Source organism: Candidatus Poriferisodalis sp. (assembly GCF_965204125.1).
GTDB lineage: Bacteria > Actinomycetota > Acidimicrobiia > Acidimicrobiales > Poriferisodalaceae > Poriferisodalis.
On sequence record NZ_OZ241968.1, the window covers coordinates 3,112,980 to 3,125,860 of the forward strand.

Below are 12,881 nucleotides of genomic sequence, written 5' to 3' on the forward strand. Positions count from 1 at the left end.
TCACACTGCTCGGCCTAGCGGCCCTGTCTCATTTGTCGGCCTAGCGGCCGACCAGCGTCGGGTCGTACAGCACTGGGCGGCCCAAGCCGTCGCGGCCGACGAGAGTGCAGGCGTAGACGCCTTTGGCCCGGAACACGTTGGTTGCCGCGGCATCGATGCGATCCAGGCTCAATCGCCCCTCGGCAACTGCTGTGGTGATCTCAGCAAAGGCTGCATCGGCGTCCTCCAGGCCGCCGACGAGCGCAAGATCCGCGCCCGCACTCACCGCCAGCAGCGCCGCCTCGCTCACGGACCACTGGCTGCGGATCGCGCCCATGACCAGCGAGTCCGTCACGATCAGCCCCGAGTGGCCGAGTTCGTTCCGCAACACCCCGTCGATCGCCGCAGGCGACAGCGAGGCAGGCATCCCCCCGGTCAAGCCGGGGACGTTCAGATGCCCCACCATGACCGCCGCGTCAGTGGCCCCGACGACTGCTGCAAATGGGATCAGGTCGCGCTGGCGCAGCTCGTCAAGGGGGGCCGTGGAGGCCAATTTGTCGTGGGTGTCCGCAGTGGCCGCGCCATGGCCCGGGAAGTGCTTCACCACCGGCACCACTCCCCCGGCGCTAAGACCCTCCACTGTCGCCATGCCGTACTCGGTGACGGTGGCCGGGTCGTTGCCGAATGAGCGATCCCCGATGCCTTCCCCTGCACCGACATCGATGACCGGCGCGAAATTCATGGTGAAACCGAGTCGGTACATCTTGCGAGCGTGATCCGCGGCCACCTCAGCTACCTCAGCGGGCGACTTGGCGGTCTGGGCCGCGGCCGAGGGCAAGCGCCCCACCACCGCGGCGAGGCGCTGCACGCGGCCGCCTTCCTCATCGACGGCGAAGATCAGCGGAACGCGGCCCGCAAAATCCTGCAGCTCGGCGATGCGGCGCCAGACATGCTCGGTCACCGGCCCTTGCACCAAGATGCCGGCGATCCGGCGGTCACGTGCCTCCTCCACAGCGAATCCGAGCGAGCGTTCGCCGAGAGCCGTCATGATCGTCTGCCCTATCCGTACCGGCAGCGTCAGCTCGCTGGTGCACCACCGATCGACATCGGTCCACCACGCGCCTGAGAGCAGCTGACGGACCGCCACTCCCGAGAGCCAACCCAAGGGCCGCTCCTCTCCTGTCAAGACCGTCGGTCCCGGATCGCCGATGGCCACCTCCGAGTTGTCCGCGAGCTGCAGCCAGACCCCGAGTGCCCCGGGTGCCCCGAGACGGGCGCCGACAACTTGGGCGGTCAATTGAGGCCGCTCGCCCACGATCGGCAGGATCGATGTGCCGACCGGTTCGATCGTGCCGTCGACGCCGATCACCCAGTAACCGATCCCACCTGGACCGCGCAGTACGGCCACGACCCGAGGCAGGGACGGCTCACCCTCAGAATCCCCAGACTCCCCGTCGGGCGCGACGGTGACGAGCGGTGGGGTCTCCGACTCGCTGGATGTCTGTGCAGCCGCGTCCGGTAGTACTGCGAACCAGCCGGCTGCGATCAGCAGTGCCGTCGACGCCGAGATGACCCGTCTCATTCGTGATCGCCTATACCGCAGCGACGCGCGCGGCGGCTCGGACGGGTTGTCGCCGTTGGTCGTCAACCTGTTCCCAGGCGTTGTTCCAACTCCTCGGCAGACAGCAGTTGGTGCGTGAGCTGGATGCTGTTCCCACCGGCGGGGTCGACCTCGATCGGTGCTGTGAAGTTCACATCCCGGATCAGACAGAAGGACTCATCGACCGCCGGGCAGTAGAACACCACCGCTGTGGCCGTCAGAACCGCCGTGCCGCTGTCTGCGCCGACCGTGCCAACCAGCCGGACCGGCATCTCGGGCCCCCGAGCCTCGTAGCGGGCGGCGCCTTCCGGACTCACCAGATCACCCTCAGCAGACCATTCGAACTCGAACAGCCCATCGGTGTTGAACTTGTAGTCCTCAGGCACCTTGAGATCGAGGACGATCTCGACATTCCCGGGGGCGACTCGCTGGGGCAGCAGCACCACGTTGTCGTCAATCACACCGGCCATCGTCACCGTGGCGATCTCCAGATTCGACAGTGCCAGCGTGGTCAGCTCGCCGGTGGCGAGATCCAGCGTGCGGATGCGGTGGTTGTTCGTATCGGCCACGTAGAGCGTGTCGGCGGTGGCACTGAGCCCGCTCGGCTCGGCCAGCAGCGCGTCGGTGCCGAAGCCGTCCTGCAGTCCCGGTGTGCCGCCGCCCACCAGCACCGATGATGTCTGCGTGTCGAGGTCGAGCACCTTGATCCGGTGGTTGTAGGTGTCTGCGACGTACAGCAGCCCTGCACCCTGCGCACCCGGCACGAACTCGATGCCCACGGCGTGCTGCAGCAGCGTGTCGTCGAAGCTGCCCACCTCGTCGCCCCACACGAACAGGTGCTTGCCCACCAGCGTGTCGAGCTGCCCGTCGAGGCCGAGCGAGACCTGCCGTACCGCGCTGGCCTCCGGATCGGTGAAGTAGAGCACGCCGTACCCAGCCGCAAGCCCGGAGGGCTGCGAGAGCGTGGCGGAGAGGCGATGGCCGTCATCGAGGCCCTCGGCGCCCGTTCCGGCGAAGAAGTCGAGCACCCCGCTCGCGGTGTTCATGAGCCAGAGCTGATGGCGGCCCGCTCCCGCGATGTACAGCACCTCGCCTTCGAGGTGCAGGTCCCACGGCGAGGCGATGGCGGTCTGCGCAGCAGGCCCGGCCTGGAAGACCGTGACCGGTTCGCCGGTCCCGGCGATCGTGGTGATCTCGCGAGTGCGCAGATCTGCAGCCCGGATCAGATGGTTCTCACGGTCGGCGATGTACAGGGTGTTGCCGTCACCCGCCAGGGCCATGCCCTGCGGGCGCCGGAACGACGCTTCGGCAAAGCCGCCGTCGGTCCGGCCTTCGGCGCCCGTGCCGATCACGTCGACCAGCTCGCCGTCGAGCGTGGCCACGAGCACCCGGTGACGGCCCGTGTCGGCGATGAAGAGCCGGTCGCCGGCCTCGTCGGCCAGCACCTTGCCGGGGAAGCTCAACACGGTCGGCAGCGCCGGCTCGATCTCAAGGAGCTCACCGAGCGGCGTCGGATCGATGAGGCCGTTGTGGCCGTACTCATCGGCCATGACGCCGATCGCGGGTGCCAGCCGTTCGTATACGCCCTCGCCAGCAACGGGACCCAGCACCCGGCCCAACGGGTCGATCGCGACGACGGTCGGCCAGGCGTTGATGCCGTACGCCCGGCGCAGCAGTTCTTGATCGTCGTTCACGATCGGGTGCTGGCGGCCGTACCGGATCGATGCCTCTCGCACCGCCTCGGATTCGCGCTCGCTGGGGAACTTGGCCCAGTGCACTGCGATCACCACCACTTCGTCGGGATACTCCTGCTCCAGCCGGTGAAGATCCGGGATGATGTGGATGCAGTTGATGCAGCCCTGAGTCCAGAAGTCGAGTAGCACGATCTTGCCGCGCAGGTCGCCGCTCATCGACAGCGGCCGGCTCACGTTGAACCAGTCGTAGCCGGCCGGGAACTCTGGGGCCGCCGGGCCGCCCTCGAAGGTCAACTCGACCGGCTCGACGGCAGTCTCCTCGCTGTCTCCAGCTCCGTCAGTTGTCGCAACCTGGTCGTCGTCGGCCGTGGCCGCGACCGCCGCTGCAGGATCAGCGTCGGCCACAGCGGCCTCACTCGACGCGGTCGCCGGCTCGCTCACCTCGGGCGAAGAGCAGGCGGCCGCTAGCAGGAGTGCCGCGAGCAGGCCGAAGCCGCGTCTCCGTCGCCGGCCGGTCCCCCGCTCGAATGCTTGCATCGGTACCGGCCGGTCGCCGGCTAGCGACTGCCTACGGTGCGGCGCGAGTCCACTACGCCCGTGTCGAATCCGGCGAGATGCAGGCCGCCATGGAACCTGGCGTGCTCGATCTTGAGGCAGCGGTCCATCACAACGTCGAGGCCGGCGTCGTTCGCAAGCTGTGCGGCTTCAGCGCTCCACAAGCCGAGCTGCACCCAGAACGCCTTGGCGCCGATGTCGATGACCTCCTCAGCAACACCGGGCAGGTCTGCTGGCCGTCGGAAGACATCCACCAGATCGGGCACCACCGGCAGATCGGCGAGGCTCGGGTAGCACGGCCTGCCCAGGATCTCGTCGGCCACCGGGTTCACGAAGTACACATCGAAATCGGTGCTCGAGCTGAGCAGGTAGGTGGCGACGAAATTGGATGGGCGAGCCGGATTGGCCGAGACGCCCACCATCGCCACCGTATTGGTGCGCTGGATGAGCGCCAGCCGGTCGGCTGCGCTGGGCTCGGTCCAGCCGTCGACAGGTTCATGGGTGATGGTCATGAGGGCACCGCCTTCGCGAGGGCCTGGTCCAGGTCCCAGAGAATGTCGTCGAGGTCTTCGAGGCCGACCGAGAGCCGGATCATGTCGGCGCTCACGCCACCCGCAGCCAGCGCTTCGTCGGACAGCTGCTGGTGCGTCGTCGAGGCCGGGTGAATGACGAGCGTGCGGGCATCCCCCACGTTCGCGAGGTGGCTGATCATCTGGAGGGCCTCGATGAAGTCGGCGCCGGCCTGCCGGCCGCCCTTGACGCCGAACGTGAAGATGGCGCCGGGGCCCTGAGGCATGTAGGTGCGGGCGAGCTCCCGGTAGGGGGACGACTCGAGGCCCGCATAGCTGATCCAGCTCACGGCCGGATGGGCTTCGAGATGCTCGGCCACGGCCTGCGCGTTGGCGACGTGTTCGTCCATGCGCTGGGGCAGCGTCTCGAGGCCTTGCAGCAGGAGGAAGGCATTGAGCGGGGACATGGCGGCCCCGATGTCCCTGAGCTGCTCGACGCGCAGCTTGGTGCAGAAGGCGTACTCGCCGAAGTTCTCCCAGAACCGGAGGTCGTTGTAGCTGGCCACGGGCTCGGTCATGTTCGGGAAACGCCCGCTGCCCCAGTCGAAGCGGCCCGACTCGCTCACGACCCCGCCGATGGAGTTGCCGTGCCCGCCGATGAACTTGGTCGCGGAGTGGATCACGATGTCCGCGCCGTGCTCGATCGGCCGGCACAGATAGGGCGTAGCAAATGTCGAATCGACGACCAGCGGGAGTCCGTGAGCGTGCGCCACTTCCGCGATGCCGGCCAGATCGGGGATGGATCCCGACGGGTTGCCGACAATCTCGGTGTAGCAGAACTTGGTGCGGTCGTCGATGGCGGCGGCATATGCGTCAACGCTGTCACCGTCCACAAAGCGGGCCTCGATGCCGAACCGTCCAAGGGTCACGTCGAACATGGTGTGTGTGCCGCCGTACAGCGCCGAGGACGTGACCAAGTTGTCGCCGGATTCGCACAGCGCCGCGGCAGTAAGAAACTCAGCAGCCATTCCCGAGGCAGCTGCGACCGCTCCGATCGCGCCTTCCAGGCTTGCCACCCGCTCCTCGAACGCGTTGACGGTGGGATTCGAGATGCGGGTGTAGATGGTTCCGTACTTCTGCAGGGCGAACAGGTCGGCAGCGTCCGCCGCGTCCTCGAAGACGAAGCTCGTGGACTGGTACACGGGGACCGCACGAGCCCCAGTCGTGGCGTCGGGCCGGCCGCCCGCGTGCAGTGCGCGGGTGCGGAAGCCGAACTGGTGGTCGCTCATCGCGAGCAGCCTACGACGGGCGCCTCCCGCGCCGAGGTCGGCCGCTGCAGTAACTGTGGGAAGCCTCTTAGCCGGCCCGGCTCTCGACGTACCGCCGAGCACGTTCGAGGGCCTCCGCCGGGCCCACACCGGCGACGCCGGCCATCCAGCAGGCGATAGGTGCCGCTATCCGCTCCGAGTCGTGGGCTGCCGCGCCAGCCAGGTTCAGCAGCGCCTCGGTGATGTTCTCGCCCGGAGCAGGAGCACCGATCACTTCGGCAAACCCCGCCAGCCACTCCTGCGCCGTCGTGCCCGGCGGTCCGGAACCCGTCTCGTCGCTCATCGCCACAGCGTACGTTTGGCGGACCGCGCCGTTGCGGGCAATTCAGGCTCTCCCGCTCCCGTTGGATCGCTACGGTGCGGACCCGGCAGTTGGCATCCGCAGCCGAAAGGACACCGATGAGCGACGAGGGGATTTTCGGACCCGAGCTGTTCGAGTTTCTCGAAGAGCTCGAAGCGAACAATAACCGGGAGTGGTTCAACGAGAACCGCGAGCGCTATGAGGAGGAAGTGCGCGAGCCTGCGTTCGACTTCATCCGTGCCATGGGCGCCTTGCTGGGCGAGATCTCACCGCACATGACCGCACGCGACACGAAGGTCGGAGGCTCGCTGATGCGCGTCTTCCGCGACACGCGCTTTTCCGCCGACAGGACGCCCTACAAGACCAACGTGGGCATCCAGTTCCGCCATGTGCGGGGCGGCGATGTGCACGCGCCTGGTTACTACGTGCATCTGGACACCGAGAACTGCTTCTTCGGTGCCGGCAGCTGGATGCCGGACCGAGACGCGCTGGCGGCCTACCGGGTTGCGATCGACGAGCGATCTGCCGCGTGGATCGGTGCCCGGGACACCTGCCAGTCCGATGGCTGGCGCATGGAAGGCGAGCGGCTCAAGCGCTCGCCCCGTGACTGGTCCGCCGATCACCCGATGATCGAGGATCTCAAGCGCAAGAGCTTCATCGCCGTGCGCGACTTCGACCACGATGTGGCACTCAAGCCAGAGTTCCCATCGGTGATCACGGCATGGTGCAACGAGACGCGCCCGCTCATGGCATTCCTCTGCGGGGCCGTGGGACTGGACTTCTAGATCAGCAGTCAGCCTTGGTTGAGCGGGATGATCTCCGGCGGCAGATACGACTCCACCGGAGGCGGTTCGCCGTCGTACCGTTCAATCTCGACGAGACACGTGTGTGCCGACGGTCCCTGCGCCAATCGGCTGGTCCCGACATCGGCGGTCAGCGTGTTGGGGTTGCCGGCACGGCAGGTGCCGTCGGGTGCGGGGTCGTACCAGGCACCGGTCGAGAGCTGAACCGCCTCGGGCATGACGGAGTCGTCGAGAACCGCGCCTGCCAGGCATGCGCCACGATCGTTGTAGAGCCGTACGACATCACCGTCGGCGATGCCGCGGGCCGCGGCAGTGACCGGGTGCATGCGCACCGGCTCACGGCCCGCCACCTTCGTCGCCTGGCTGGGCGCGGCGTGGTCGTATTGGCTGTGCAGGCGGGCTCGAGGCTGATTCGACACCAGGTGCAATGGCCATCGCTCGCTTCGCGCACCGCCCAGCCGCTCGAAGGGCTCCATCCAGGCCGGATGCGGCGGGCAGTCGCCGTAGCCGTAGCCAGCGATTGTCTCACTCCACAACTCGATCCGCCCGCTCGGGGTGCGCAGCGGCTTGGCTGTCGGGTCCGCGCGGAACGCCTCGAGATAGACCTGCGTGGGCTCCCCCATGAGCACTTTGCCGGGGGCCATCACGTAGCCCTCGGCGCGAAACTCCTCGTACGTCGGAGCCTGTGGATCAGCAGCACGGTGAATCTCGTAGATGACTTCGATCCACTCGTCGGCCGTGCGTCCCTCGGTGAACTGCTCGCCAAAGCCGAGGCGCTCTGCGAGGCGGGCGAAGATCCAGTAGTCGTCGCGAGACTCCCCCACCGGTTCGCTCACGGCCGCCATGGCGATCAGCATCGTCTCGGCGCCGCCGATGTCATTGCGCTCGAGCGGCGTCGTTGCTGGCAGCACAATGTCGGCCCTCCGGGCGACCGGCGACCAGAACGGTTCCTGCACCACGATGGTCTCGGGCCGCTGCCACGCCTGCATCAGGCGGTTGAGGTCCTGGTGGTGGTGGAAAGGGTTCCCTCCCGACCAGTACACGAGCCGGATGTCGGGAAAGCGACCCCTGCGACCGTCGAAGTCGTACGGCTCGAGTGGCCGTTCCAGCATCTCGGTGATGCGCGAGACGGCAATGGTGGGAGGCCCGGGCTGGCGCATCGGCACCGGCAGGCCCGGGATGCGCGCCCGCGTCTGCCCTGCGCCGGTGTTTCCCTGCGTGCCGAAGCTGAAGGCGTATCCCCCGCCGGGCAGGCCGACCTGGCCGAGCACGCACGCCAGGGCCAGCGCCATCCAGTACGGCTGCTCGCCGTGGTGGGCCCGCTGGGTGGACAGGGAGAGGTTGACGAGCGCGCGCTTGGCGGCCATCTCGTGCGCCAGCGAGACGATGTCATCGGCGTCGATGCCGGTCACCTCTGCCGCCCACTGTGCCGATTTGGGTGTGTCGTAGTCGACGGCGCTGGCCCACGGCGTGGGGCCGTGCCAGTCGCCACAGGCGGCGGCGAGGCCCTCGCCGAGAATGTGAGCGCGCAGCCGGTCCCAGCCCTCGCAGTGGCTTGCCAGGAAGTCCTCATCGGCGAGCCCATCGGTGACGAGCGTGTGGATGATTCCCGCCATCAGCGCGACATCGGTGCCGGGCCGGATGGGGAGCCAGCGAGCGTCGGCCGACTTGTCGAAGTCGTCGCGCAGAGGTCCGACGTTGACGAACTGCACCCCTGCTCTGCTCGCACGGGCGACCCAGTCGTTGTGATGGTGCGGTCCCTGACCGCCGTAGGTCACGTGACTGTTGCTGGCACGCATGCCGCCGAAGCACACGAACAGGTCCGTGTGCTCGCAGATCACCGACCACGATGTCTGCCGTGCGAGTCCGGCGTGATAGCCCGTGCCGACCATGTAGGGGAAGATCGCCTCGGCAGCGGCCGATGAGTACGTCCCCTTCTGGTCGGTGCAGCCGCCGAAGAAGCGCATGAAGCGGTGCTGCTGGCTCGACGCCAGACCGAATCGCCCTGCAGAACCCCACCCGTAGGAACCGCCGAATATCGACGCATTGCCATGGTTGTCGCGCGCCCGGGTCAGCTCGGCGGCGACGAGGTCGAGTGCGGTGTCCCAGTCGACTTCGACAAAAGGTTCCTCACCGCGCAGGTGAGTGGCCGCGCCGGGCCCGTCGGCCAGCCAGGACCGCCGCACGGCGGGCCGCATCACCCGGTTCTCCGCGAAGTGGCGCAGCGACTCCCCCAGGTGGGACGGCTCGGGGTCGGTCGGATGGCCGCGCACAGCCACCACTTCGCCGTCGCGCGAGTCGACCAGGAACGACCCGAAGTGCGTCCCCATGGCCGTCGTGCGCACGTCGGGCGCCGTTACGCCGCCCTGCCTGCTCATGGGACGGAGACCGAGACGTCCGAGATGGCGGGCTCTGCCATTTCGTCCCGCACCGCTGCGTCGACTGCCCGCCGCTGCCATGCCTGCATCGTCAGTTCGAGGCTCTCGATGCGCTCGGGCAGACCGAACGTGGTGGTGTGCACCATCAGCTCGGCTGCACCGGTCTCGGCAGCGAGTTGCTCCAACCCGGCAACCGCCTCGTCGGGATCGCCGACCACGGAGTTGCCGGGCATGGCGGCTGCGCGCTCCCATTCGGGATGAGCCTGAGCCTCCTCGGGCGAGTACAGCGGCCAGAAGCGGCCGGTGCGGATGCCCCAGCGTCGCAGCCGTCCCGGTGCCGACAGATAGCGGGCACGCTCCGCGTCTTCAGCCACCACCGTCGCCACGCTCACGATGACGTACGGCTCATCGAGCACGGCCGACGGTTCGAACCGCTGCCGGTACAGCTCGACGGCTTGGGCCGTTCCGCCGCCGCCGAAGTGGTTCGCAAAGGCGAACGGCAGCCCGAGATACCCAGCGAGCTGCGCCGAGTAGCCGCTCGAACCCAGCAACACCACCTGTGGCATGGTCTCAGCGGCCGGCGTGGCGGCGAAGTCGGACCACGGGCCGTCAGTAGTACGCGCATCGCCCAGATAGCCCATCAGGTCGATGAGATTGGACGGGAAGTCATCAACCTGCCACGGGTCAGCCACGGGCCCGTCCGCGGGCGAGCCGCCCGAGCGCACGGCGGCCGCGCTGAGCCTGTCACTGCCGGGCGCCCGGCCGATTCCGAGGTCGATGCGGCCCGGATGCAGTGCCTCGAGCATGGCGAACTGCTCAGCGATGACTGCTGGGCTGTGATTGGGCAGCATCACCCCGCCCGAACCGAGCTTGATCTGGGCGGTCTGCGCGGCCAGGTGCGCAATCAGCACGGCCGGAGACGTGCTCGCCACCGTGTCCATGTTGTGATGCTCAGCGACCCAGAACCGCCGGTACCCCAGCCGGTCTGCAGCCCGAGCCAGTTCAGCGGTCTCTGCCAGCGCCTGCGCACTGGTCGCCCCGTGCGACACCGTCGCCAGATCCAGCACACCCAACGGCAGGGGTTCCGCAGCACTCACGGCGTCAGGCTAAGAGGCTGAGCCCCGGGCCCGAGCGGCCCGTGAGCGAAGCGAACAAGAGCGGGAAGCACAGGGCGAAGCCGTGGCCCGAGGTGTCAGCCCAGCGCGCCGGCTGCAGCGGCTTCTGCGATCTCGTCATCGCTGAGGCCCAGTTCGCCGCTGAGCACGTCGTAGGTGTGCTGCCCGATCATGGGCGCCGCAAACCTCGGTCCATGGTCGTACCCGGCGATCTTGTACTGGTGGCCCGAATAGGGCACTTTCCCCATCCGGGGATGCTCCAGCCACCGATGGAAGCCGCGGTGCGCATACTGCGGGTCGGCCAGCAGGTCGCTGCTGCGCTGCACCATGCCTGCCGCGATCCCGGCATCGAGCAGTTGCCGTTCCAGCGAGGCTGCATCCTGATCGGCGGTCCACGCCGCGATCTCATCGTCGATCGCATCGTGGGCTGCGAGGCGCCCTTCCACCGTCGACAGCTCAGGTGCGAGGGCCCACTGCGGAGCATCCATGAGCTTCACCAGTGCTGTCCATTGCTCATCGTCGGCGATGGTGATTGCGCACCACCGGTCCTCCCCCGCACACCGGTACACCCCCTGCGGGGCCATGTCGGGGTCGCGATTGCCCATGCGGGTGGCCACGGTGCCGCTTTCCCCGTAGTCCGCCAGCTCGGGAGCCAGGAACTGCAAGCCGCACTCGAGCTGCGCTGCTTCGATGACGCAGCCCTCGCCGGTTCGGCGACGGCGATCCAGCGCCGCCAGCAGTGTGGTGGTGATGATCCGCGGGGAGATGGTGTCGGTGTAGGCGAGGTAGGGGCCGTCGGGCGGCAGATCGGGCCAGCCCACGACCGGGTAAAAGCCCGCGATGGCGGCCGCGTGATAGCCGAATCCGCCGAGCGCCGACATCGGCCCGCCGCTGGCCAGCAGTGATGTGTGCACCACGATTGCCTTCGGGTTCAGCTCGGCGATCAGTTCGTCGCTGGCGATGGTGCGCGCAAAGGTGCCCGGTGTCCATGCTTCCACCACCACATCTGCCCACGCGATCATCCGGCGGGCGATATCGACGCCGGCAGCCGTCTTGAGATCGATGTCGATGCTCAGCTTCGACGTGTTGAACGTGCCGAAGAAGTGGGCCATGTCGATGTCGATGACGTCGTCTTTGAACGGCGGGTTGGCGCGCAGGCCGTCGAGTCGAGAGCTGGATTCGATCCGCACCACGGTCGCGCCGTGATCGGCGAGCGCCTTCGCCGTGATGGGCCCCACGCCGATCCAGCTGAAGTCCGCTACGCGCAGGCCGGCGAAAGGCAGATCGGCATCACCCACGCTCCACGCTGTCGGTTGAGCGGGCGCCTGGGCCGGCGGCACGGGATCGGCGCTGACCTCAGCGAGTTGCGCCCTGATCTCGGCGCCGTGCTCGTCGAGGCGCGGCGGCTGCCGCTTCGTGCCGACACGGACACCGTCGATGGTCGCAGGGCCGCCGGGAAGCTCGACTCCCGCCGCGTCCCCCTCTTGGATCGGCCGCCAGAAGTCGCGCACGCGCAGGTGCTCGAACTCGACAAGGTCGGCCACGGTGTGGACTGGCGCAATCGTCTCCTTCAGCACCATCGAACGCTGCAGGAGTGCGCCGTTCGTGTGCCGTTCGCACAGCCCCACCATCGCCTGGTAGAGCTCGTCGAACGTCCGGCTGATCGGTTCGCCGGCCGCGGCACGCAGGTCGTAGGTGTCCCACTCCTCGGCTCGCCAGCTCTCGTCTGCGAGGCCTTCTTCGATGTACCAGTCGAGCAGCCGACCCGTCGCCACGCCCCGGGCGACACCGATCGCCCAGCCGTCCTGGGTGCGGTAGCGCATCTCGAGCGGCACGGCCAGCTGCGCGACCGTGCCCGAGCGCTTGAAGTCGCGCCCGCAGATCGCGTGGGTCTCCATGGCATTGAGCAGCGTCCAGGTCATCGCCGCCTGGGCCGACACGCCGACGTGCTGTGCCGAACCGGTGACGCGCATGCGGGCTTGGGCCATGAGCCCCGCCGCGGCGGATTCTGCACCCGCATGACGCCACGCCTGTGCGATCGAGGCCTTCACGGGCGCCCGCTCGAAGATCCCCTGCATGTTCGCCGGTCCGCCGAGTGCCGCCAGCGACAGCTCTGAGGCCGGGTCGCCGCTGCGAGGTCCGTCGAGTCCGAACGGAGTGACCTGAACATGAACGATCCGCTCGTTCAGCGTTGCGAGGTCGCCGTGGCCGTACCCGGCTGCAGCCAGCGCCCCCGGCACACCCGACTCGTAGATGAAGTCGCTGTGGGTGACCAAGCCCTCGAACACTTGCCGGTCGTCGGGGTCGTCCAAGTCCAGCACGATGGAGCGCTTGTTGGAGTTGTACGCGCAGAACTGCCAGCTGCGCAGGTCGCCGACGGGCCCCTGCTGCGGCCGCAAAGGCAGTGCCGCCCGGCCCGCAGTGCCGCCGGGCGGTTCGACCTTGATCACATCGGCGCCGAGCTCGCCCAGCAACCACGGCCCGAATTCGCCGCGGTGATCGGTGAGATCCAGAACGGTCATGCCCGCAAGCGGCGTGGATGCCGTGTGCTGGGAGGCTTCGAGTGCCGTCATGTGGGTCCCTGAACTCACGCTCGTGATGTGTCTGGCGCTGCGCCGG

General features: G+C 68.0%; 9 protein-coding genes. 1 reads left to right on the forward strand and 8 read right to left on the reverse strand.

Annotated features, from left to right (window positions below; all coding sequences use genetic code 11):
- Nucleotides 1-40: 40 nt before the first annotated feature.
- The 5 genes from ACOGXD_RS14370 to ACOGXD_RS14390 all read right to left on the reverse strand — a co-directional run bounded on the left by ACOGXD_RS14370 (nt 41) and on the right by ACOGXD_RS14390 (nt 5,948).
- Complete coding sequence (locus ACOGXD_RS14370) at nt 41-1,561, reverse strand: glycoside hydrolase family 3 N-terminal domain-containing protein (protein ID WP_419915700.1); 1,521 nt, start codon at nt 1,559-1,561, stop codon at nt 41-43.
- A 62-nt stretch (nt 1,562-1,623) separates the two neighbouring features.
- Nucleotides 1,624-3,714, reverse strand: a complete 2,091-nt coding sequence (locus tag ACOGXD_RS14375; RefSeq protein ID WP_419915701.1) for a thioredoxin-like domain-containing protein — start codon at nt 3,712-3,714, stop codon at nt 1,624-1,626.
- A gap of 116 nt (nt 3,715-3,830) precedes the next feature.
- Nucleotides 3,831-4,340 carry a CoA-binding protein gene (locus ACOGXD_RS14380; protein WP_419915702.1) on the reverse strand — a complete coding sequence of 170 codons (510 nt, stop codon included), beginning with the start codon at nt 4,338-4,340 and terminating at the stop codon, nt 3,831-3,833.
- A complete protein-coding gene (locus ACOGXD_RS14385) occupies nt 4,337-5,626 on the reverse strand; it encodes an O-acetylhomoserine aminocarboxypropyltransferase/cysteine synthase family protein (protein WP_419915703.1) in 1,290 nt (429 codons plus the stop codon). Before ACOGXD_RS14385 ends, ACOGXD_RS14380 begins: the two co-directional genes overlap by 4 nt.
- A 67-nt stretch (nt 5,627-5,693) precedes the next feature.
- Nucleotides 5,694-5,948: a DUF6457 domain-containing protein gene (locus ACOGXD_RS14390; protein ID WP_419915704.1), complete on the reverse strand. Its 255-nt coding sequence runs from the start codon at nt 5,946-5,948 to the stop codon at nt 5,694-5,696.
- 116 nt (nt 5,949-6,064) lie between these two features.
- On the opposite strand from ACOGXD_RS14390, the gene ACOGXD_RS14395 reads away from it, so the two are divergent.
- Nucleotides 6,065-6,751, forward strand: a complete 687-nt coding sequence (locus ACOGXD_RS14395) for a TIGR02453 family protein (protein ID WP_419915705.1) — start codon at nt 6,065-6,067, stop codon at nt 6,749-6,751.
- An 8-nt stretch (nt 6,752-6,759) separates the two neighbouring features.
- Here ACOGXD_RS14395 and ACOGXD_RS14400 read toward each other — a convergent pair whose 3' ends face one another.
- From ACOGXD_RS14400 to ACOGXD_RS14410, 3 genes are all read right to left on the reverse strand, one after another.
- Nucleotides 6,760-9,147, reverse strand: coding sequence for a molybdopterin-dependent oxidoreductase (locus ACOGXD_RS14400; RefSeq protein ID WP_419915706.1), 2,388 nt, complete (start codon nt 9,145-9,147; stop codon nt 6,760-6,762).
- Nucleotides 9,144-10,244: an LLM class flavin-dependent oxidoreductase gene (locus ACOGXD_RS14405; RefSeq protein ID WP_419915707.1), complete on the reverse strand. Its 1,101-nt coding sequence runs from the start codon at nt 10,242-10,244 to the stop codon at nt 9,144-9,146. Before ACOGXD_RS14405 ends, ACOGXD_RS14400 begins: the two co-directional genes overlap by 4 nt.
- Nucleotides 10,245-10,339: 95 nt before the next feature.
- Complete coding sequence (locus ACOGXD_RS14410; RefSeq protein ID WP_419915708.1) at nt 10,340-12,853, reverse strand: CoA transferase; 2,514 nt, start codon at nt 12,851-12,853, stop codon at nt 10,340-10,342.
- Nucleotides 12,854-12,881 lie beyond the last annotated feature (28 nt).